26 protein-coding genes and 1 riboswitch are annotated in these 21,091 nt (G+C 35.4%); of the genes, 20 read left to right on the top strand and 6 right to left on the bottom strand.

The window, feature by feature from the left end:
• Positions 1-23: 23 nt before the first annotated feature.
• From MHH44_RS12125 to MHH44_RS12090, 8 genes are all read left to right on the top strand, one after another.
• Positions 24-863, top strand: coding sequence for an ABC transporter permease (locus MHH44_RS12125; RefSeq protein ID WP_082990822.1), 840 nt, complete (start codon positions 24-26; stop codon positions 861-863).
• Between the two features lie 37 nt (positions 864-900).
• Positions 901-2,520, top strand: a complete 1,620-nt coding sequence (locus MHH44_RS12120) for an ABC transporter substrate-binding protein (protein WP_340798713.1) — start codon at positions 901-903, stop codon at positions 2,518-2,520.
• A 65-nt stretch (positions 2,521-2,585) separates the two neighbouring features.
• Positions 2,586-3,587, top strand: coding sequence for an MBL fold metallo-hydrolase (locus MHH44_RS12115; RefSeq protein WP_340798712.1), 1,002 nt, complete (start codon positions 2,586-2,588; stop codon positions 3,585-3,587).
• A gap of 100 nt (positions 3,588-3,687) precedes the next feature.
• On the top strand, positions 3,688-4,452 hold the full coding sequence (locus MHH44_RS12110; protein ID WP_340798711.1) for a beta-ketoacyl-ACP reductase: 765 nt from the start codon (positions 3,688-3,690) through the stop codon (positions 4,450-4,452).
• A gap of 17 nt (positions 4,453-4,469) precedes the next feature.
• The gene (locus MHH44_RS12105; RefSeq protein ID WP_008403997.1) at positions 4,470-4,919 is read left to right on the top strand and encodes a MaoC family dehydratase N-terminal domain-containing protein; all 450 of its coding nucleotides are present in this window, start codon (positions 4,470-4,472) and stop codon (positions 4,917-4,919) included.
• A complete protein-coding gene (locus MHH44_RS12100; protein ID WP_340798710.1) occupies positions 4,916-5,314 on the top strand; it encodes a MaoC/PaaZ C-terminal domain-containing protein in 399 nt (132 codons plus the stop codon). The genes MHH44_RS12105 and MHH44_RS12100 overlap by 4 nt, the downstream gene beginning before the upstream one ends.
• 78 nt (positions 5,315-5,392) lie before the next feature.
• On the top strand, positions 5,393-6,562 hold the full coding sequence (locus tag MHH44_RS12095; protein ID WP_340798709.1) for a thiolase family protein: 1,170 nt from the start codon (positions 5,393-5,395) through the stop codon (positions 6,560-6,562).
• A 41-nt stretch (positions 6,563-6,603) separates the two neighbouring features.
• Positions 6,604-7,221 carry a TetR/AcrR family transcriptional regulator gene (locus MHH44_RS12090; RefSeq protein ID WP_339262114.1) on the top strand — a complete coding sequence of 206 codons (618 nt, stop codon included), beginning with the start codon at positions 6,604-6,606 and terminating at the stop codon, positions 7,219-7,221.
• Between the two features lie 144 nt (positions 7,222-7,365).
• On the opposite strand, the gene MHH44_RS12085 is transcribed toward MHH44_RS12090, so the two are convergent.
• Positions 7,366-8,939, bottom strand: a protein-coding gene (locus MHH44_RS12085; protein ID WP_340797534.1) for an IS3 family transposase whose coding sequence is annotated in 2 segments (ribosomal slippage) — positions 7,366-8,300 and positions 8,300-8,939 — 1,575 coding nt in all. Because the reading frame shifts where the segments join, the coding sequence is not laid out codon by codon here.
• Between the two features lie 275 nt (positions 8,940-9,214).
• Here MHH44_RS12085 and MHH44_RS12080 point away from each other — a divergent pair.
• Complete coding sequence (locus MHH44_RS12080) at positions 9,215-11,014, top strand: S9 family peptidase (RefSeq protein WP_340798708.1); 1,800 nt, start codon at positions 9,215-9,217, stop codon at positions 11,012-11,014.
• Between the two features lie 80 nt (positions 11,015-11,094).
• Here the strand turns inward: MHH44_RS12080 and MHH44_RS12075 are convergent, their stop codons facing one another.
• Both MHH44_RS12075 and MHH44_RS12070 read right to left on the bottom strand, forming a co-directional pair.
• Positions 11,095-11,586, bottom strand: a complete 492-nt coding sequence (locus tag MHH44_RS12075) for a histone acetyltransferase (RefSeq protein ID WP_340798707.1) — start codon at positions 11,584-11,586, stop codon at positions 11,095-11,097.
• Positions 11,586-11,990: a nuclear transport factor 2 family protein gene (locus MHH44_RS12070; RefSeq protein ID WP_340798706.1), complete on the bottom strand. Its 405-nt coding sequence runs from the start codon at positions 11,988-11,990 to the stop codon at positions 11,586-11,588. The genes MHH44_RS12075 and MHH44_RS12070 overlap by 1 nt, the downstream gene beginning before the upstream one ends.
• 176 nt (positions 11,991-12,166) lie before the next feature.
• On the opposite strand from MHH44_RS12070, the gene MHH44_RS12065 reads away from it, so the two are divergent.
• The 3 genes from MHH44_RS12065 to MHH44_RS12055 all read left to right on the top strand — a co-directional run bounded on the left by MHH44_RS12065 (position 12,167) and on the right by MHH44_RS12055 (position 13,272).
• The gene (locus MHH44_RS12065) at positions 12,167-12,292 is read left to right on the top strand and encodes a hypothetical protein (protein ID WP_340798705.1); all 126 of its coding nucleotides are present in this window, start codon (positions 12,167-12,169) and stop codon (positions 12,290-12,292) included.
• A gap of 57 nt (positions 12,293-12,349) precedes the next feature.
• Positions 12,350-12,550 (top strand): hypothetical protein, encoded by a 201-nt coding sequence (locus MHH44_RS12060; RefSeq protein ID WP_014823605.1) that lies wholly within the window; start codon positions 12,350-12,352, stop codon positions 12,548-12,550.
• A gap of 89 nt (positions 12,551-12,639) precedes the next feature.
• Positions 12,640-13,272, top strand: coding sequence for an aminoglycoside 6-adenylyltransferase (locus tag MHH44_RS12055; protein ID WP_340798704.1), 633 nt, complete (start codon positions 12,640-12,642; stop codon positions 13,270-13,272).
• A 280-nt stretch (positions 13,273-13,552) separates the two neighbouring features.
• Here the strand turns inward: MHH44_RS12055 and MHH44_RS12050 are convergent, their stop codons facing one another.
• Both MHH44_RS12050 and MHH44_RS12045 read right to left on the bottom strand, forming a co-directional pair.
• Positions 13,553-13,825 (bottom strand): YesK family protein, encoded by a 273-nt coding sequence (locus MHH44_RS12050; RefSeq protein WP_014823606.1) that lies wholly within the window; start codon positions 13,823-13,825, stop codon positions 13,553-13,555.
• Between the two features lie 125 nt (positions 13,826-13,950).
• Positions 13,951-14,421 (bottom strand): DinB family protein, encoded by a 471-nt coding sequence (locus MHH44_RS12045; protein WP_008403977.1) that lies wholly within the window; start codon positions 14,419-14,421, stop codon positions 13,951-13,953.
• Positions 14,422-14,521: 100 nt separating this feature from the next.
• Here MHH44_RS12045 and MHH44_RS12040 point away from each other — a divergent pair, with 100 nt between their 5' ends.
• The 7 genes from MHH44_RS12040 to MHH44_RS12010 all read left to right on the top strand — a co-directional run bounded on the left by MHH44_RS12040 (position 14,522) and on the right by MHH44_RS12010 (position 19,213).
• Positions 14,522-15,061, top strand: a complete 540-nt coding sequence (locus tag MHH44_RS12040) for an AAA family ATPase (RefSeq protein WP_008403976.1) — start codon at positions 14,522-14,524, stop codon at positions 15,059-15,061.
• Between the two features lie 46 nt (positions 15,062-15,107).
• Positions 15,108-15,662, top strand: coding sequence for a GNAT family N-acetyltransferase (locus MHH44_RS12035; protein WP_008403975.1), 555 nt, complete (start codon positions 15,108-15,110; stop codon positions 15,660-15,662).
• A gap of 48 nt (positions 15,663-15,710) precedes the next feature.
• Positions 15,711-16,265 (top strand): GNAT family N-acetyltransferase, encoded by a 555-nt coding sequence (locus MHH44_RS12030; protein ID WP_008403974.1) that lies wholly within the window; start codon positions 15,711-15,713, stop codon positions 16,263-16,265.
• Between the two features lie 25 nt (positions 16,266-16,290).
• On the top strand, positions 16,291-16,713 hold the full coding sequence (locus tag MHH44_RS12025; protein WP_008403973.1) for a DUF4181 domain-containing protein: 423 nt from the start codon (positions 16,291-16,293) through the stop codon (positions 16,711-16,713).
• A gap of 77 nt (positions 16,714-16,790) precedes the next feature.
• Entirely contained in the window at positions 16,791-17,480 is a 690-nt protein-coding gene (locus MHH44_RS12020; RefSeq protein ID WP_340798703.1) for a polysaccharide deacetylase family protein, read from the top strand.
• A gap of 190 nt (positions 17,481-17,670) precedes the next feature.
• Entirely contained in the window at positions 17,671-18,198 is a 528-nt protein-coding gene (locus tag MHH44_RS12015; protein WP_340798702.1) for a sigma-70 family RNA polymerase sigma factor, read from the top strand.
• Positions 18,188-19,213 carry an LCP family protein gene (locus MHH44_RS12010; protein WP_008403970.1) on the top strand — a complete coding sequence of 342 codons (1,026 nt, stop codon included), beginning with the start codon at positions 18,188-18,190 and terminating at the stop codon, positions 19,211-19,213. The genes MHH44_RS12015 and MHH44_RS12010 overlap by 11 nt, the downstream gene beginning before the upstream one ends.
• A 70-nt stretch (positions 19,214-19,283) precedes the next feature.
• On the opposite strand, the gene MHH44_RS12005 is transcribed toward MHH44_RS12010, so the two are convergent.
• On the bottom strand, positions 19,284-20,021 hold the full coding sequence (locus tag MHH44_RS12005) for a MerR family transcriptional regulator (protein WP_340798701.1): 738 nt from the start codon (positions 20,019-20,021) through the stop codon (positions 19,284-19,286).
• 86 nt (positions 20,022-20,107) lie between these two features.
• Here MHH44_RS12005 and MHH44_RS12000 point away from each other — a divergent pair, with 86 nt between their 5' ends.
• A complete protein-coding gene (locus MHH44_RS12000) occupies positions 20,108-20,812 on the top strand; it encodes a CPBP family intramembrane glutamic endopeptidase (RefSeq protein WP_008403968.1) in 705 nt (234 codons plus the stop codon).
• Between the two features lie 111 nt (positions 20,813-20,923).
• Positions 20,924-21,023, top strand: a riboswitch (purine riboswitch).
• Positions 21,024-21,091: the final 68 nt, after the last annotated feature.

Below are 21,091 nucleotides of genomic sequence, written 5' to 3'. Positions count from 1 at the left end.
TAAAGGCGAGCAGGAACATACACTTGAAAAAATTTAAAGAGGATTGTAAACGCTTTATTCAAACACAAAAAATTGGCTTTATATCTCTTTTAATTATTCTTTTAGTTTTCGCCGTCGCTGTATTTGCACCCTTCATTGCACCGTTTGACCCAATTAGTCAAGATCGTACAGCATTTTTGGCAGCACCAAACTCACAACATGTGATGGGCACTGATGATTTAGGACGTGATGTGTTTAGTCGTCTAATTTTTGGTTCACAAATATCGTTACTTGTTGGAATTGTAACAGTCGTTATTTCAATTGTATTAGGAACATTAATTGGAATGATTTCTGGATATTTTGGTGGGGTAATCGATTTAGTAATTCAAAGAATAATGGATGCAATTATGTCAATTCCAGCTTTAATTCTTGCTTTATTTATTGCAGCTTTGTTGGGACCTGCCATCCAAAATGTAATTATAGCATTGGTGATTATCGAGATACCTCGTTTTGCTAGGATTGTTCGAGGGGAAATGATGAGAATCCGTGAATCTAATTATGTTGAAGCATCTCGCTCGGTCGGTGCAGGTTCATTTCGAATCATTATGAGACATGGATTGCCAAATATGATGGCACCAATCATTGTCATGGCAAGTCTTGCTTTTGGTCAAACAATTATTGCTGAAGCATCACTTAGTTTTCTTGGAATAGGAACTCCACCACCGAATCCATCCTGGGGGTTAATGTTGAGTGATGCGAGTAGATACATGGAAAGTGCACCATGGCTTGTGCTTTTCCCTGGTTTAGCCTTATGTATACTAGTTTTGGCATTTAACTTATTTGGGGATGCACTTCGGGATTTCCTTGATCCCAAAATGTCTTAGGCAGTTAATAACAATTTTCCCTTAGGAGGAAATACTTATGGATAAAAAACTGAGATCCATAATCTATGTGTTCGTTTTAGGATTATTAGTACTAGTAATTAGTGCTTGCTCCGCTGGCGAATCATCAGATGAAGGGCCAGACGATAAGGATGGAGGAACTACTGCACCGAAAAGTGGTGGAACCTATACCATCCTTACTCCTGCAGATCCCGATATGCTCGATCCTCATCGTCAGTCATCAATTTATACACATATGCTTGCAGGATTAGTTTATAACAAGCTAGTTACTTATGAAACAGGACCGGATGCTGCTTATACAGATTATAATGTTGTGCCGGATCTTGCAGAGCGTTGGGAAGTATCTGATGATGGAAAGACCTATACATTCCATCTTCGAGAGGCATATTGGCATGATGTAGAGCCGGTAAATGGCAGACAGTTAACGGCACAGGACGTTGTATCGACAATGGAAAGAATCATCAATTTGCCTGGTCATCAAGCAGCATTATTATCTGTAGTAGAAAGTATCGTAGCGCAAGATGATCAAACGGTAGTCTTTACATTAAAACAGCCATTTGCTCCGTTTTTAAATTTCATGGCCAACCATTTCATGTGGATTTTACCTAAGGAAGCGATTGATGGGAAAGTTGATTTAGCAACTGACGCAATTGGAACAGGTCCATTTGTGTTAGAAAAATGGGAAGATAATGTGCAGGCTACTTACAAAAAAAATCCGAATTATTATGAAGAAGGCAAACCGTATTTAGATGAAATTATTTATAAAGTCGTACCGGAACAGGGATCTCGTATAGCAGCATTTCGTACAGGTCAGGCAGATTCTATAGGTGGGCTATCCCCTGAAGAAATAACACAATTACAAAAAACAAATCCAAATATCAAAATTTTTGAAGCCCTATTTGCTACGCAGGAACAGTTGTATATGAATATGGAAAGAGAACCTTTTACGGATTTACGGGTACGGAAAGCCATTAGTATGGCTGTTGACCGAAAATCAATGGTTAAGGCTATCTACGGCGGCGGTGAAACGAGTGGACCAGTCAATCCTTCATTAGGTGATTGGGCCTTACCTTTAGAAGAGAGAGAAAAATTATTATCATATAACCCAGAAGAGGCAAAAAAGCTACTGGCAGAGGCTGGGTATCCAAATGGTTTTGATACGACGATGATGGTAACGAATGGCTACGGAGAACAACTTGTGCGTGTTGCACAATGGGTTGCGGAAGATTTAAGAAACGTGGGCATTAATGTCGAAATAGAGGTGGTTGAATATGCTGCATACTTCTCGGAAAAATGGCCGAATGTCGATTATGACATGGGTGTAGGCTACCAAACTTATTTCCAGGAGCCTGATGAATGGCTTCGTACGCAATTACACACGAATGGTTCCAGAAACTGGTATAACATCAGTGACCCGGAATTAGACAAATTACTAGATGAACAGAGAACAATACTGGATGTTGAAAAAAGAAAACAATATATCTATGAAATTCAACGTTATGTTTTAGAAAATGTAGTCAATCCGATTCCAATCACAACTTATTATACGAAGACTCCGATACAGCCTTATGTAAGAGATTCATATCCACATGCTTCATACGGATACGGATATTTAAAAGATGTTTGGTACGATAAATAAAAAATTCATTATTATAGAGTGTTGGATACTATTTGTGTAAAAAAATATCGTCACATGGAAGGTATGTGAGAAAAATTCCGACAAAAAAAGGATTGAGTACTTTGCAAAGGATAGAAAAAATAGAGTTAACAACCAACTTCCCGATTGGTCCGGTAAATTCATATGTTGTGTTTGGAGAGAAGTTAACCCTTATTGATGCCGGTCTAAAAAATAAACAGGGTTGGGATGATCTCAATAATGGCCTGCATCGTCTAGGCGTTGAAATAACCGATCTTGAACAAATTGTATTAACACATCACCATAATGATCATACAGGTCTTGTGGACTGGATTTTAGAGAAGAATCCTACTATTAAGATTTTTGCTCATAAAGATACTGAAATGATTTTAAAGGATGAAAGCTATATAGAATGGAGCGCTGAATTTTTTCACAACTTATTCATTGAATTTGGTTTAACAGAAGATATGGCTATCAAGTCAGCGTTTCGAAAGGGACACCGGGATTATTTCCAAACTGCATCTGTTGATGAGGTCCTAGAGGAGGGAGATATGGTACCGGGTTTACCTTCATTTCAAGTAATAGAAACGTTAGGTCATTCACAGGATCATATTTCTTTTTATTCCGCGGATGAGCAGCTGTTCATTTGTGGAGATCACATTATCAAAGGGGTCCATGGAGGGATGTGGATGGATGCACCTAAACCCGGAAATACGCGTGCAAAACCCTTAATCCAATATCTAAAGAATTTAGAAAAGTGCAGAAAACTTTCTGCTAACTTTACTTTTTCAGGACATGGCTCCATTATATCCGATTTAAATGGAGCAATTGACGGACATATAAGCAATATAGAACATCGTGTAAGTCGTGTGATCAATACACTAAAAAAAGCAAATGGTGCTGCAACCGGATTTGAAATTATACAAGACATGTACCGGGGAAGGTATGAGAAAGCTGTAATTACATTTTTGTTTGAAATTATAAGTGTACTGGATTTATTAGAAGAACGGAATATTGTCATTTCAGAAAAACAAAATGGAGTATTTAAGTACCGATTAGTAAATAATTAGTGAAAAAATCATAATGTTTCGTTTGACTGAATAATTCTTTAAAACTACTAATAAAATGTTAAGACACAAAATTTTAGTAGATAAGGCAGGAGGAATTTATTTGACTGGAAGATTTGAAAATAGAGTTGCATTTATAACTGGCGGTAGTCGCGGTATAGGGAAAAGCATTGCAGAAACTTTTACTGAAGAAGGAGCAAAAATAGCCATAATTGATATTGATACGGAAGCATTACAAAATGTACAGTCTGAATTTAAAGAAAAAGGATTCGACATTTTAGCTCTACAGGCAAATGTTGTGAATTCACATGAAGTTGAGGCCGCGATGGAACAGGTTATGAAAGAATATGGATCAATTGATATTTTGGTTAACAATGCAGGCATTATCCGCGATAACTTACTATTTAAAATGACAGATAATGACTGGGATCAGGTAATCGATGTTCACTTGAAAGGTGCCTTTAATACAACGCGTGCAGCACAAAAATACATGGTTCAGCAGAAGTATGGAAGAATTATTAATATTTCTTCAACTTCAGCATTAGGGAACCCCGGGCAAGCAAATTATTCAACGGTTAAAGCCGGGTTGCAAGGTCTGACAAAAACACTGGCGAGAGAATTCGGGAAATTTGGCATTACTACAAATGCAGTTGCACCTGGTTTTATCGAGACAGATATGACGAAAGCTACTGCAGAGCGAATCGGCGTACCTTTTGAAGATTTCCTAAAGGCAGGTGCCAGTAAAATACCTGTTGGCAGAGTTGGAAAGCCTAGAGATATCGCAAATGCAGTTGTTTTCTTTGCCGATGAAAATTCCTCATTTGTAAACGGGCAAGTACTCTATGTAGCTGGCGGACCGACAAATTAAAGAGGAGGGATGAAGTTTTGTATACAGAGTATATTGGACTAACTTCTAATAAAGTAAGAAATGTAATTGAAAGAGAGCTTGTAAGAAGATTTGCTGAATCCATTGGAGATAATCATCCAATCTATACTGATGAAGAGATTGGTAAACAATCACGATATGGCACAAATATTGCTCCCCCTACATTTCCAAGGGTGCTAAGATCTGGCTATATCGATGGACTCAAATTACCGTTAAAAGGATTAATACATGGTGAACAAATATATCATTATGAACGACCTCTTTTGGTTGGAGAGGAAGTCTATTGCTACTCGAAAATAGAAGATTACTATGAAAAAGAAGGCAGCACCGGAAAAATGGGCTTCCTGAAGATGACACGGTATGGTGAAGACAGAGATGGAAGATTAATTTTCACTGAAGAGTCGATCACAATCATCACGGAAACGGTAAGGAGGTCCTTAAACGTATGACAGTTTTAGCAGATATAAGAAAAGGTGAATCTCTTGAAACGATACTAGAACCAGTATCGAGAATGGATTTAATCAAGTACTCAGGTTCTTCCGGTGATTTTAATCCGATTCATACAATTGATGAAGAAGCTAAAAAAGCTGGTCTACCAGGAATTATTGCTCATGGTATGTGGACGATGGGCAATCTTTCCAAGCTGTTTACGGCTTATTATGAAGAGGGCTATATAAAAGATTATAATATTCGATTTTCAGGAATGGTGTTTTTAAATGATGTTCTTACTTTAAAGGCTGACTTAGTTGACATAGTGGATCAATCACTAATCTTTGATGTGAAAGCTATAAACCAGCATCAAAAAGCTGTGGTTAAGGGAAAATTAATATTTGAACGTTATTAATTAAAAAGGGTTTGTCTCGATTTCAAATAGGATAGGGGCAAATCCTTTAAATATAAACTGATAATGAGGAGACCATATATGAAAAGAGATGCTGTTATTGTATCAGCTGTTCGTACGGCGATTGGAAAACAAGGTGGGGCATTAGCAAGTCTTCCTGCTCATCTGTATGGAGGGGAAGTTATTAAAGAAGCAATCAAGAGAGTGAATCTTAATCCTGAAATGATAGATGATGTAATTTTAGGAAATGTTTTAAGTGGTGGCGGCAATATTGCAAGATTGACAGCTTTACAGGGCGGTTTATCTGTCAACATACCGGGGTTAACAATAGACAGGCAATGTGGTTCAGGTATTAATGCAGCTGCATTAGCTGCCCAAGCGATACAATCTGGTGCAGGTGATATATATGTTGCCGGGGGGATTGAAAGCATGAGCCGTGCACCATATCAATATGAGCGTCCAGAACAAGCATACAGTTCAATCCCGCCAAGGTCTCGTAAAACATTACTTGCTCCTGAAGAAATCGGAAACCCGGGCATGGGAACTACTGCAGAAAACCTTGCCAAAAAATACGATATTACGAGAAAGGAACAAGATGAGTATTCTTTAAGAAGTCAACTAAGAATGGCAACTGCAATTCATGAAGGGCGTTTTGATGAACAAATTGTTCCAATTAGTATCCCTGTTCGTAAAGGTGAGCCGATTCTTTTTAACAAAGATGAGCATCCACGTCCGAATACAACGTTAGCTGCATTAGCAAAGCTATCTCCGGCTTTCCAAAGAGATGGAACTGTCACAGCAGGCAGTAGTTCCGGACTTAATGATGCGGCATCTGCAATGGTCATTATGTCTCGAGAGAAGGCTGAAGAATTAGGAATTCAACCATTAGCCGCGATTAAAGGATCAACCGTTGCAGGAGTAGACCCTAATATCATGGGAATTGGTCCCGTACCGGCAACGAAAAAATTATTAGAGAAGTTGAATCTTTCTTTATCCGATATGGACATTATCGAATTGAACGAGGCGTTTGCTGCACAGGTAATCGCCTGTGCCCGGGAATTGGGAATCGATCCGGAAAAACTAAATGTTAATGGCGGAGCAATTGCACATGGGCATCCATTAGGTGCAACAGGCGCAATTTTAATAACAAAAGCTGTGTATGAATTGAAACGATCGGCTGGGAAATTCGCCCTCATTACAGCTTGTATCGGTGGAGGCCAAGGAATCTCTTTAGTAATCGAAAGGGAGTGAACTAAAATTGTAAAAAAATAATGACTTGAGGAGTAAATTAAATGCGCGGAAGAATTCTAAAAGAAAGTATAGACCTCTTTGATAAAAAGGGATTCAGCAAAACTTCCATTCAAGATATTATTGATACGATTGGTGTGACGAAGGGTACCTTTTATTATTACTTTAAAAGTAAACAAGAATTATTAATGGATATTCACTTAAATTATATTAAAGAGTTATTAGCTGAACAAGAAGTGATATTTAATGATGAATATCTTAGTAATAAAGAAAAAATGAATAATTTAATCTCTTTAATTATAAAAAATATTAAAATACATGGGAAGAGTGCAAGAGTATTTAATCGTGAATTTCGGCATCTCGATGATAATCAATTAAAGTTAATCAATGATTATCGTAAAGAGTTTCGAATTAAGCTTCAAAAACTCTTAGGTGAAGGAATAGAAAAAGGGGAATTCAGGGATGATCTTAGATGTGATATTGTCATTTTTGGAATTCTAGGCATGGTTAACCGTTCGTATAATTGGTATGATCCGGATGGGGAAGTGTCAGAAGAAGAGTTAGTGAATACCTACATGGATATAATATTAAATGGAATAAAAAAAGAGGAAAAAACTGCACTCATTAATGAAAAAATTATAGAAAATCATTTTACAGGCTAAATGGTAGTTATGAATAAAAATAATGGTATATGTGCGGTTGAAGGATTCAAATATACCTTTGTAAAGATTTATATGAGCAAAAGAGTAAACAGGTGGTGTTGAACTGCTCCCTGTCAAGTAGACAGTGGAAATAATAAAAATGCTTTAAGCGGCTTGAGACCTGAACTCTTTAGGACTCAAGCCGTTTAATGTTTCTTGATATCGTTCGTTGTTATAGAATTTTATATATGTATCAATCGCATGTTTTAACTCTTCGTACGTCTCAAACTTATGTAAATAATACTTCTCTACTTTTAGAGTCCCCCAAAACGCTTCTATCGGTCCATTATCAATACAGCGGCCGACTCTCGACATACTGTGTGTCAGATTTGCTTTCTCTATGATTCGCTTGAATTCTTTTGATGTATATTGATATCCTCGATCACTATGTAGGATAGGAAACTCCTTTTGATTTAACTGGCGTATAGCTGGTTTAACGGTCTTGAAAACTAAATCATTATTATTTAAATGTCCTAATTTGTAACTGACAATAGACTTGTCATATAGATCAATAATCGCACTTAAATAAGCCTTTTTACCATTTCCATACTGGAATTCAGTTACGTCTGTACACCATTTTTGATTTGGCTTTTTGGCCGTAAATTCGCGTGCTAATACGTTCTCAGCTGTGTAATCTGGTGTTACCTTACGGTACTTTTTTGGACGACATCGAATAACTGCCTGTAAATCGGAAATCTGCATCAGTCGATAAATACGTTTTTTATTTACTTTATTTAAGCCTTCTTTTTCGCGCTGACGATTGATTGTCATAGTGATTCTACGATAGCCGTAAATACCATTTACTTGTTTATATAAATGATTAATGGATGCTACTAACTGTCTGTTTTCCAATTCTTGCGATGTTGGCTGGCGGTTTAACCATTTATAATAAGCTGCTCGTGATACGTTAGCTAATTTACAAAGTAATAGAATCGGAAATTTTTCTTTTTCTGCTAATTCTTGAATAGCTAAATAATGACTCTGCGTACGAATTTTACTTAACGAAGCCTCCTTTCGATTTCCTCTAACTTTTTTAAAAGTAAATTTTCAGCACGTAATCTTTCATTTTCACGTTCTATTTGTTGGATTTTTAACCGTAATTTATCTTCTGGTGTACGTTCATCCGCTGATTTCATTCGCCCACGGCGATCTTCAAGAGATTCTTCGCCACCAACTTCAAACTTCCGTACCCACTGGTAAACTTGTTGGTAAGTCACATTATGTTGAGTTGCCGTTGTTTTATAATCCTTTTGATTCTTTATACAAGTTTTCGCAATTTCAATTCGTTCTTCTAGAGTAGTGTTTCTTCCCTTAGTCATAGTTTGGCTCACCCTTTTATTCGAGTCTTTTAAATCACTATGACTATTATATTTTTTTAACCACCTGTTGAATACATTTTGACCACTGATTCCATATTTGGCCATAATCTCGTGCTTTGAATACTTACCTGTTAAGTAATCTTCAATGGCATTTCTTTTCAACTCTTGAGGGTAAATTTTATTTTTCGCAGGACGAAGTAATGCGCTTGTGCCCCCAAATTGATATTTAGCTCGCCATTCGTATAATCTAGCTACATTCACATTAAACATGCGACAAATTTCTCTTACCGAGTAACGACCTTCCTCTAAATATTTAAGAGCCAAAATCTTAGTATCTATTGAAAATGTTTTATTAGACAAAAAAATGCCCCCATTCGACAAACAGATTTTATTTTTTATCTGTCTACCTAATGGGGAGCATATCAGTGTTCTGTATTACTCTTTTTTTGTTTTTTATAATCTATAAATGAATATATGTGAATTCAGTTAATTTGTAATACTATTTTACGAATGGTTTAATAATTGTATACAATTTTTCGTATATTCAATTATTTTATTTCAATTAAAAGTATATTTATGGTAATTTAGTAATAATACAGTTTTTACAATTTAAACATTAAGGAGGAGTATTCAATATGGTTTCATTTCCTAAACCAGGGGCAGAGCAGTTTTTAAGGACATTTTCAATTAGAGATTTTGCGGTGAGTCCGGATGAAAATCAACTTGTTTTCAGTACAAATTTAAGCGGAAAGTATAATTTATGGGCAATGAATCTGCCAAGTACATTCCAGACACAGCTGACATTCAATAATCAGAGCTGTCATGGGCTTCTGTATGATAAACAAGGACGATTCATCTTGGCAGGTTTTGATGAAGATGGCAATGAAAATACACAATTTTATGGTTTACCTCTTCATGGGGGTACATTAAAACCGATTATTAATGAAGAAGGAACGCGCAATACAGGAATGATTCTTTCGGAAGACGGGAAAAAGCTTTATTACACTTCATCAAAAGGAAATCCCTCTTTTTTGAATACGTATAAATATGACCTGGAGACAGGGGCGGAAGAATTGATTTTAGAAGGAAAAACTACTCCTACATTATCAATTGGTTTAAGCCCTAATGAAGAAACCCTTCTTTATATGATGGGGTATTCAAATACGCATTCGCTGTTGTATGCAAAACGGGGGAACGAAAATACTTTGTTAACACCGTCTACCGATTGTCAGCACACAGTTAGTGACGCTTGTTTCGCAACAAATGATCTAATTTATTTTTTAACGGACTACGACGCAGATTTTACATACTTGGCCTCGTATAATTTAGAGACAAATGAATTTACTAAAGTGAAAGATATTGAGAATGAAAGCTTCACTACCCTGAAATATGACCAACACAAGCAGCACCTATATATAGTTAGTGAAAAGGGTGTAGAAGATACTGTATACATGTATGATTTGGGCTCAGATGAATGGGTGAAAATACAAACGCCATGTAGTACTATCGATAAGTTAGTTGTGACAAAGTCAGGGAATTTATATATGTTAGGCGGAACTGCTACTAAACCGGATAATATTTACCGATTTACAAATAATGAATGGACTTCTCTTACACAATATACAGTACCGGGTGTCGACCATAGCGAATTAGTGGAGCCGGATGTCATTTCGTATGCTTCTTTTGATGGGCTGGAAATTGAATCTTTATTCTTCAAAGCTAATAAGGAAAATGATAATGGGGAGATCATCTTTTGGCCACACGGTGGTCCGCAAGCTGCAGAGCGAAAATTCTTTAGAGCTTCATTCCAATTCTTTTTAAATAATGGCTATAGCATTTTTGCACCCAATTTCCGTGGGTCAACGGGTTATGGATTAGCTTTCATGAAAATGGTGGACGGAGATTGGGGGTACGGTCCGCGTCTTGATAATGTCGCAGGTCTCGATTGGCTTATTGACAACGGATATGCAGAGAAGGGGAATATTTTATTGATGGGTGGAAGCTATGGTGGCTATATGGCATTGTTGCTTCACGGACGACATGCGGATTATTTCAAAGCTGTAGTCGATATCTTTGGGCCGTCTGATTTGTTTTCTTTTGTCAATTCGGTTCCGGAAGACTGGAAACCGATGATGGATCAGTGGGTAGGAAATCCTGAAAGAGACAAAGAAAAGTTTATCGAATATTCTCCGATTACGTATTTAGAGACGATGACAAAACCAATGCTTGTTATTCAAGGAGCAAATGATCCACGAGTTGTGAAGGAAGAATCGGATCAAATTGTGAAGGCGTTAAAAGATAAAGGCCGTGAAGTCGAATATATGCTTCTTGAAGATGAGGGTCATGGATTCTCTAAAAAAGAAAATGAAATTGCGGTTTACCAAAAAATCCTTTCATTCTTCAGCCAATTTGTTGAATCTAAAGTAAAGGCATAAAAAAACATCAATTATAATTAATGATACTATACAAAATACAAACAGCGACAATAATAATTATACGAGATTGTCGCTGTTTTTTACTTAGAAGTAATGATATCCATTAGCGTTTTTAAGCCGTCATTCACTTTTACTAGCTGATCATTGCCTTTCACTACAAAAAGATACACTTTATCGTTATCTTCTATAGAATACATGTACCTGTCTTCCAAATGCTGTGCTAGTGCTGGCTTACTATTAAATTGATGGACCCTCACTACATACTTGACTTCGTTTTCTTGTAAGTATTCGATTTCGAACAGTGGCTCTTCTTTAAATATCTTATTATCTGTCCGTTCCAACTGTACATAGGGGAACCTGTAGATTTCAACCATAGGAGTAAAAGCAGAATCCGAATCCGTAAATACTAAAATTTCTTCATTTGTTTTGCTATCTCTTACTGAAATAGTATCAATATTACTACTCAAAGCTGTTCCAATTATGGCATCTCTGCTAGACTCTTGCCACATATCAAAAATAAACCAGCCCAAAACAATGACACCGATAGAGATTACCCATAGCCATCTTCTCATTATTTGGATACATTCAAATTCACTGTTGATGAACTGCTAGTAAAACTAGTTAATTGAAGTGGCGTGATCGTACCTTGGTGGAAATAGAGCTGCCAATGCCCGTCAATCAATTTCCATATCGAACTACGCAGTGTATTTCTTTCTCTCGTTGTATCGACTAAAAAATAAGTAGCTAAGACAATGTCATGAGCGAGCGGGTAGATTTCGTAGTTGTGCAGCTTCATTTTTGTCAAAACAACACCAGTTTCAAGACACTCTTTTTTATCGTAAATATAACCGGAGCTGCCAATCTCAAAGAAGTCATCTGCTAAAATTGCATCAAGCTTTTCTTTACTCCTTCTAACTTCTAAACCAGTATGACTTTCCTCTAACTGCTGTAAATGCTCTTTTAAATTCTCTATCATCACAATTACCACCTAACTTTTTTAATACATCTAAACTTTTATTTCTAGATTATCCAATGAAATCCTTTAATTCGACAGGAGGACGTCATACTTTGAACGTTGACATTGCTTATGAATACAAAAAGTTGAAACATTTACCATATATATTCGTATAGATACATAAAGGAGGAATTTATATGACTCTAAATAATAAGTTACAAAACGAGGGAAAGAAAAAATCCAGCTACATTATTCCTGTTTTTATTGGTGGGGCAATAGGGGCAGTTTTAGGTGTAGTTGCATACGTGAAGGACTGTCTCTGATATTTTTTATGAAAGCTAATTTCAAATCTTTAACAAAGGGAGATTGGAGGTAACTTTATGGATGCATTATCAATTCTCGCAATTGTACTCATCGTCACCGGAATGGTTGTATGTGCAATTAAAATGAGGAGCTTGAAAGATAAAATTCACGATAGTTCAGCTACTCCAATAATCCTTAGGTGGATAATAGCAACTGCAGCGTGGGGAGTATTGAGCATTTATATTGTAGCATGGTGGCTAATGCCTCGATTGCTTTAAAAACTACAATATATAAAAAGAGGATTAATGAATTCCATTTTCGAATTTTAATAAAAGGACGTAGAAACGAAGGAGCTGTTTTAGAATGTGTGGGATTAGAAACTAAAATAAGAAAACGAGATGTTGGTCTTCCAAAGCATCGTCAGGAATTACTGGAAGCAATTGAACTTGATTTAATCAATGATGAGAATGTTTTGGCTGTTTTTTACGGAGGGTCCATCGGAAATGAGGAAACGGATCTATATTCTGATATCGATCTCCGTATAGTTGTGAAAGAAGAAGTATATGAAGAGTATAGGTTGAACAAAAAGCAACGGGCCAGTAATTGGGGAAATGTTCTTTACTTTGAAGACTTTCATTGGGCAAATTACAGTACGGCACATTACAGGTCATTTATAAAAGTGGACAGTTTTTATTATAAAAAGGTGGATATGAAGCCATCTATATGGACTCAGAAATTAAAAATTGTCCATGATCCAACAGGTTTGATCCATGATGTAGTAACAGAATCAGCGGATTTAACGTATAGACCATCTGTTCAAGAAATAGAACATTGGAGAACAAAATTTTTTGCTTATCTACATGAAGCGTACAGAAGAGTAATGAGAAATGAAATCTATTATGCACTTCACAATATAGATAATTTAAGGTTATCCATGATAACTGGTTGGTATATGGAAGCAGGCATACAACCGAATGCCTTTGGGGATTGGGCAAACTAAATGAACGACAATTATCACTGTTAATTCAGTGGCAATGCAATAGAGAACAAGAAGAAATTTTTAATGTAATGAAAAATATCATTCCGGAATTTATTCAAATTCACAAGAAATTATGTGAGCAATACGGAGTTGATGAGAACATCGAGTGGGTAAAAGAAATTATAGATTTGGTAATGTAAATTCATATATAAGTCAGCTGTAATATGGCAGTAGAGAATATAAAAAACGCTCAGTTTTTAAATATCCCTGAGCGTTTAATATGCTTATTCAACTAAAGCCCTTACTTCGTGTTTTGATAAATAATACCAAAAATAGTACCTATCCAAACGCCTATAAAAATAGTAAAAGCAAAGAAGCCTAGACCCATGCCTTCCCAACCACCAACAACAAATATGCTGAAAAGTATTAATCCGATACAAAGTAGGCTCATTATAGCAGAAGTTAAAAGTAAAACATTTTTTGAAACTTTACGGGCAATAAAAAACATCATAAATGCAAAGAATAATCCTAACAATAATAAAGGAGTCCATCCGTCTAACATCAAAGCATCCACTTAATTACCCCCTGTTATGTTTTCCACGAACTGACATGACTGTTATATACCCTAAAGTACATCCTGTTAAAATTTTAACATAAATTTTCCATTTATTTAAGGGCAAAGGGACAATGCTTAATGGATTACTCAAAAATTCTAATGATTAAATCCGAAGAAATCGGCTTTCGCTGTATTTCTCTAGCCCAAACGGATAGCTGCCCAATGTGATGTATCTCATGCGTTATCATATGAGCGAAAATCTTTTTTTGCGTAAATTCTAATATTGAACCGTCTCGTCGCTGTACTTCTATAATATTATTTTCATAGTCTGAAGGAAGTTGTTCAATGAACTGTTCAGTAAACGATTGGACAAAAGTCGAATATTCTTTGATCTCATTCAATTGTGTAAGTAGTTGTCGCCTTTCAAAAACTACTTTTTCATCAACTAATGAATTCAACCAGAGCAACTCACAATCTAATATGTGGGTAAGTGTTTCTCGTATACTTTTCATACCACCAACCCGTTCTATATGAAATTCTTCTTCCGGTAATGATTCACACCAAGTGAACCAATCTTCACGTACTTGCCAATTGTATTTAAATAAAGATAACATTTTGCACCTCATTCTAGTAGAATAGTAAGAAAACTATAACTTAAATGGATTTATTAGGAAACATTATTGGGTATTACTTCTAATTTAAGGAGTTGAACGAATGAGTAAAATAGCAGCACATAAGGTCTACATCATTTCAGGACCGGCCGGGGTAGGGAAATCAACAACTTCAAAAGAACTGACTAAAACATTTAAGAACAGTGCCTATATTTCTGGTGATTATATTAGCCATATGCACATTAACGGGAGAAAAAAGCCGTGGGAAAGCTCGGAAGAAATGTCGTTGATTTGGGATAACATATTAAGTCTCACAAAGAATTTTATTAAGTATGGCAATGACGTTATCGTTGATTATGTAACCTTCCCTAAAGAAGCAGAATGGATTAGCGAGAATCTTAAAAGTTTAAATGTGGAAGTAATTTACGTAGTTTTATGGACTGATAAGAAGACTTTATTGACTAGGGATAATATGAGGGTACCAAGCGCCAGAATGGGTGAGCGATGTGTGATTTTAGTAGATGAGTTCATAGAAGCAGGATTAAATGAAAAACACATTTTTGATACAAGCAATACTTCGCTTGATGAAATTTCATATGCGATTAGTGAAATAACAAACAACCCAAAATATAAATTAAATTAGAAGCTTATAAGAATGTAAATAAAGATTGAGAAGTTGAGGTGTTTTTTTGAGGGAATTTAATGTCTCTATAGAAACGGATAGACTATTGATAAGACCGCTTGAAAAAGAAGATTACACGTTATGGTTATCCGCGTTTGAAAATAGGTTGCCTTCACAGCATCAATACGATGAAGGTAAAATCGATATGAGCATTTGTACAAAGGATTGGTTTGTAGATTTGGTGGATCGTCATCAAAAGCTTGCTTCAGAAGATAAAGTTTATGTATTCGGGGTTTTCCGAAAAGAGGATCTTGCGCATATTGGTTCAGTTGATTTTTCCACAATGTTAAGGGATGAATTTCAATGGGCAAGATTTGGTTATACCATCCACAACCAATTTTGGTTACAAGGATATGGAAAGGAAGCTGTAAAAGCTGCGATTACACTAGCTTTTAATAAACTGAATTATCATCGGATCGAAGCACACATAAATTTGGATAACTTTCCTTCCATTAAGTTAGCAGAAAGTGTTTGCCTGCAATTTGAATGTATAAGAAAAGGATTTATTTACGAATTTGACGAGTGGAAAGATCATCTTATTTACTATATAAATTCGAAGTAAGGGATAAATCTAATATAACATCTAGCAAAATATAAAGAGAAGGTAGGGATGTTGGTGCACAAATTGGAAACTGAAAGATTACTATTAAGACCAATAACATTTGATGATTCAGACAGAATTGAAGAATTGGCAGGAGAGTATGATGTAGCAAAGTCTACACTAAATATACCACATCCATATCCTAAAGGTTCTGCCTCTCAATTTATAGAAAGTACCCAAACTGCAGAACAAAATAATAAAATTGTCATGTTTGCGATTATTAACAAAGAAACAAAACTGTTAATTGGACTGATTAATTTAAATTTGTCCATTTCGTATCAAAGAGGTGAATTAGCATATTGGATTGGAAAAGAGTATTGGGGAAATGGTTATGGAACCGAGGCAGCAAAAGCATTGTTGGAATATGGTTTTAACCAGCTTAAATTAAATAAAATATTTGCAGCTTCATTTACATCAAACACTGGTTCATGGAAGGTAATGGAGAAAATCGGTTTGAAATATGAAGGCACATTAAAGCAACATGTATCACGCTTTGGACAGTTTTATGATTTGACCTACTATGGGTTGTTAAAAGATGAATTCGAAAACATTGCGCAATTGTGAAGTGAAAATTAGGTGGTAAAAGATCGTGGATAATGTTTTAACAAATTTGATTTTAATATCGTCAATTTTTGGACTTGTACTATTTTTTATTAATAAGTTTTTAAGAAAACGACTTAACGTTGAAAAGAAAGAATTCTTCTCCTATAACCATGTAAATGAACAACATAAAAAAATAGATTGGGCCATCAGAATTATATTTATTGTTTTTGTGTTATTCGGTTTTTTCATTAATGTTAACCGCGATCCGTCAAAGCACATTTGGTTTTTACAAACGCATATTCTAATGTTTGGTTTTATTGTGGTAACTGAACTTGTCAGAATTGTTATGGAGAAGAGATATGCAAAAAACAAAAATGATTACATTTTTACGGCTGTACAATTAGGGGTTATTTCGTTGTTTTTACTCGCAGTGTTTTCGACAGACTTTTTTGGCTTATTGGCTTGGTAGTAAGTGCTTGTTTTACTAAAGTAGCATATATTTCTACAGTAGTTTTGCTTAAAGGTTATTAAAGAAAGGAACCGAAGATGAAAAAGAAATTAATAATTGCAGTTATATTAATGGCTCTTTTATTTGCAGGGATGTTCAAAGTTACTAAATTAAGAACGTTTCAAATTTTTGGAGGGTTGACCTACCAAGCGGAAACAAAAGACAAGGTTATTGCTTTAACATTTGATGACGGTCCGACAAAGAATGTGGATCAGCTTTTGCCATTGTTGGATGAATACAAGGTAAAAGCTACGTTTTTCCTTATCGGAAATGAAATTGAAAAGCATCCTGAAGAAGCAAAAAAATTAGTTGAAGCAGGTCATCAAATTGGGAATCACACGTATTCACATAAAAGAATGGTTTTAAAATCGCCTTCTTTTATTGAAGAGGAAATAGAAAAAACAGATGAACTAATTCGAAGCATTGGGTATGCGGGGGAAATTGACTTTCGCCCACCTTACGGGAAAAAATTCGTAGGGTTACCGTATTATTTAAATAAGACCAACAGGGAAACGATTATGTGGTCGTTGGATCCGGAAACGTATTACACAAGCGTTGATGATAAAGTAGATTATGTACTGGAAAACATTAAACCGGGCTCAATTATTTTGCTTCATCCAATGTATGATCAAACCGGTGGGACAATACAAGTAGTTGAAGCGATTTTAAAGGAACTTACGAGCGAAGGGTATGAATTTGTAACAGTGAATGAACTTCAAGAACGATGATTTTTTAGTGTTACGGTGGGAAATAAAAACATTAAATACTTCAGGCCTGTATCTTTGATTAGTCCATAATCTTAGATACGGGTTTTTTAAGTTTTTTATAATTATATATATTTTTTGGAATTTGAACCTGTATTGAATTGACAGTCGTCTAATAGCAGAATTGAAATTTAATTGTAAGGGGGACAGTATATTGGACAGTGAAGAAAAGGATTATTTATTAGAAAAAATAATGATTGAATACGGAAATGAACTGGTGAGGCTTGCATTTTCCTATGTGAGGGATAAAGAAATTGCGAAGGATCTTGTTCAAAATACGTTTATTAAATGCTATAACAATCTGGATTCCTATCGATTTGAAGCGCAAATCAAAACATGGCTTTATCGTATAACCATCAATGAATGCAAAGATTATTTAAAAAGTTGGCACTACAAAATGGTACAGGTTAAAAGTTTTATTAATGAAACAACTAAGGCTGTACGACCATCAATAGAAAAAACTGTAATTGATAAATATCAAGATGAAGAAATAAAAGAAATCATTCTATCTCTTCCAAAAATTTATCGGGAAGTTGTTTATCTATACTACTATAACTCATTAAAAACAGAAGAAATTGCCGGTGTTTTGGATATTTCTGCGAATACTGTGAAAACTCGATTAAGAAGAGCGAAACAACGGTTAGAGCCGATGATAAAGGAGGCGGAACTTAATGGAAGATAATCGATTCAGAGGTAAATTCAATGATAGGTCAGATCAGGAATTGAATTTTACGAAAGAGGACCGGACTGAAGTAATCGAAAAAATCCATAGCTTACAGAAAAGTAAAATACAAAAAAAATCTTTGATTCTACCAATCAAAATAATCCCAGTTACAACGGCTTTATTAATTGTAGGTCTATGTTTATTTTTATTTCTTCCGTCAATGCTTCCTGCAACAATTAATAAAGAAATAAGCAGCATTAGTGTAAATAAAGAAACGAATCCAACAGTTGCAGGCACCACAGGAATAGAAGAGGCAAAAGTGTTAACAACTTTAATTACGGTTAAGTCTGAAGAAATGGATGATCGAATTTACCTCAATCTTTTACTTTCATACAGTACAGACAAAAAAATGGTGAAAGTAGTATCGATTCCTTATGATACATATGTACCTGTCGCTGAAAAAGATGAAGGGACCGTTTTAAACGACAAATTGTTATTTGCGTATAATCATGGGGGCGCTAAAAATGTGAGAACCATTGTCTCCAATCTTTTTGATATACCGATTGATTATCATGCAGTGATTGAACTGAGGAGTTTTTCTTCGCTCATTGATTCGATAGGTGGGGTAGAGTATGGTTTGCAGGATGATATTACAGTAAGAGGGATAACTCAAGCTGTATTGGAATTTAAGAAAGGCGCCAATCATTTGAATGGAGAAGGAATCGTAGCATTAATGATGGCTGCTACAGAGCCGAACAACCTTGATGAAGGGAACCTTTTAAAGCTGATGGAAGCAGTAATAGATAAAGCGGAAAATCAAACTTCATCAAATAAGTTAAAAGAATCATTAGCAAATTCACTAAGCGATATACAGTTGTTAGATAAGGATATTAGAGCTATCAAACAAATATCTTTAAGAGGCGGAATGATCGATGATGCAATCACAATTAGTAATACAGAAGGCAAACACATTTACAGGTTTGATGATGAGTTTTTAAATGCAGTATCAAAAGAGTTAACTACCTTCAAATAATAATTAGAGGCTCGATTTCAACAAGTGGAATCGAGCCTTTCTATGGATTGACAATGCCGTCCACAAAGAATTATTCAAACGGATTAGCTGTCGCATATTCAATGCACCGTTCGACAAACTCCAATACATCTTTGGAAATCGGATATAGACCGGTTTCTTCATCGGGCAGTTTTCTTACTTCCCAGAACTTTTCTATTAAATGATCGTCCCCTTGAAACGTCTCATCAGAGAGCTTAATTAGCTTCTTGGCAATTTCAATACCTTGCTTCGACTCTGCCTGAATACCTTGCTTTATATAGGATTCAATTTCATTTAACAACACAATATACTGGTGTGTTATTACATCATTATGACTTAGGCTAGGGATTATTTTTTGCAAAAGAACCTTTTCGTCATATTGAAAATAATCGATCCAATTTTTTGCCGTGGTTTGTGAGCGATGAACAAGTTTCGAAACATGTTCCCATGATAAATCATGTTCCACGTCTATCATGTTAATTAATGATGTCGTGTTCGCTATACTCGTTTGAAGTTTTGATAACTGTTCTTGCAAATGGTTGTAATGTGAAATAAGAATCTGTTTATACGTTAATTTATCCAACAAAATTCTAATTTCCTCTAAAGGAAGAGAAAGAGACTTTAAAATAATAATTTTCTCTAATGTGAATAAGTCTTCTTCGGAATAATATCGTTTTCCATGCTCATCTTTAAAGCTGGGTGTAAGGAGACCAATCTGATCGTAATAGCGAAGTGTTCGCATAGATATATTCCGTTGTTTACTGACTTCACCTGTCGTCCATCGTTTCATGTTATTCCCCCTAAAAAAAGCTTGCAGGTTACGTTACGTAATCCAATATAGTGGCATTATACCATTTAAAGGAAGTGGGTAAAGGGATGGATAAAAACGATAATCGATGGAAGGCAAGGGATCCTTGGGGAAGAAAAGAATTTATTTTATTATTGTTACTGGAATTTATATTCGTTATAGGCTTTTTAAAAGGTGTTGTTTCACCGATGTATTCACAATGGCTGAATAATGATTTATATGCAGGAACAATTATGGGGTTAACGATAGCGATAATTTTAATAACAGGAGTTTATATAGTTGCGCTCCGTCCACGAGCGCTTTCTTGGAGTGAAATTGGAATTAAGCGTTTTAAAATGAGTGACTGGAAAATTATCATTGGATATTCTGTCATTTTACTCGTTGGCGCGGTGATCATCGTCATACTGACTAGTTTTATAGGGAACACTTGGGAGAATAGCAAAACGGAATCATTACAGCAGAATGTAACGTTTCTTACCGTTCTAATTGCTTTTGTTTCAGCTGCTGTAATATCACCGATTTATGAAGAACTTTTTTACCGTGGATTTTTATATCGGTGGTTGCGTACGCGGATCGGGTTTTACGGAGCAATTGCAATCAGTTCAACAATTTTTACAGTTGTACATATCCCTGCTTATAATGTAATGCCGGTAAACTTCTTTAGCGGAGTTATTTTTGCACTTGCATATGAGCGTACGAATTCGATATGGCCATCTGTGCTGATTCATGGTATTACGAATGGAATTATGGTTTTACTGACAAGTTTGGGGTGAGTACTGATTTTTTGCTCTCTTTTGAATATTTATATATTATTAAAACAAAAAAATATTGTTGTTTATTCTATTGACGATTTAAATTTAACTTGATATTATTCTACTATTGTTTTTAGAAAATATTATATACCTTGTATAAATTCAAGAAGATGGCTTGAAAGTTTCTACCAGCTACCGATAATAGCTGACTACAAGGAATGGGAATTAAATTCTATTTTTATTCCATTTTGTAGAGAAGCTTTGGCCATTCGTGGTCAAAGTTTTTTTTATTCTAGGATA

The sequence above is a fragment of the Solibacillus sp. FSL K6-1126 genome, from assembly GCF_038003445.1.
GTDB classification, from domain to species: Bacteria; Bacillota; Bacilli; order Bacillales_A; family Planococcaceae; genus Solibacillus; species Solibacillus silvestris.
This window is presented reverse-complemented; position numbering and strand designations above follow the sequence as displayed.

Coding starts and splice junctions, on each gene's coding strand:
- MHH44_RS12005 (WP_340798701.1), bottom strand. CDS start 20,021: ATGAAACGATGGACGACAGGTGAAGTCAGTAAACAACGGAATATATCT.
- MHH44_RS12100 (WP_340798710.1), top strand. CDS start 4,916: ATGACAGTTTTAGCAGATATAAGAAAAGGTGAATCTCTTGAAACGATA.
- MHH44_RS12010 (WP_008403970.1), top strand. CDS start 18,188: ATGGAAGATAATCGATTCAGAGGTAAATTCAATGATAGGTCAGATCAG.
- MHH44_RS12040 (WP_008403976.1), top strand. CDS start 14,522: ATGAGTAAAATAGCAGCACATAAGGTCTACATCATTTCAGGACCGGCC.
- MHH44_RS12070 (WP_340798706.1), bottom strand. CDS start 11,990: ATGATAGAGAATTTAAAAGAGCATTTACAGCAGTTAGAGGAAAGTCAT.
- MHH44_RS12020 (WP_340798703.1), top strand. CDS start 16,791: ATGAAAAAGAAATTAATAATTGCAGTTATATTAATGGCTCTTTTATTT.
- MHH44_RS12060 (WP_014823605.1), top strand. CDS start 12,350: ATGGATGCATTATCAATTCTCGCAATTGTACTCATCGTCACCGGAATG.
- MHH44_RS12000 (WP_008403968.1), top strand. CDS start 20,108: ATGGATAAAAACGATAATCGATGGAAGGCAAGGGATCCTTGGGGAAGA.
- MHH44_RS12030 (WP_008403974.1), top strand. CDS start 15,711: ATGTTGGTGCACAAATTGGAAACTGAAAGATTACTATTAAGACCAATA.
- MHH44_RS12045 (WP_008403977.1), bottom strand. CDS start 14,421: ATGTTATCTTTATTTAAATACAATTGGCAAGTACGTGAAGATTGGTTC.
- MHH44_RS12095 (WP_340798709.1), top strand. CDS start 5,393: ATGAAAAGAGATGCTGTTATTGTATCAGCTGTTCGTACGGCGATTGGA.
- MHH44_RS12090 (WP_339262114.1), top strand. CDS start 6,604: ATGCGCGGAAGAATTCTAAAAGAAAGTATAGACCTCTTTGATAAAAAG.
- MHH44_RS12080 (WP_340798708.1), top strand. CDS start 9,215: ATGGTTTCATTTCCTAAACCAGGGGCAGAGCAGTTTTTAAGGACATTT.
- MHH44_RS12120 (WP_340798713.1), top strand. CDS start 901: ATGGATAAAAAACTGAGATCCATAATCTATGTGTTCGTTTTAGGATTA.
- MHH44_RS12065 (WP_340798705.1), top strand. CDS start 12,167: ATGACTCTAAATAATAAGTTACAAAACGAGGGAAAGAAAAAATCCAGC.
- MHH44_RS12075 (WP_340798707.1), bottom strand. CDS start 11,586: ATGAGAAGATGGCTATGGGTAATCTCTATCGGTGTCATTGTTTTGGGC.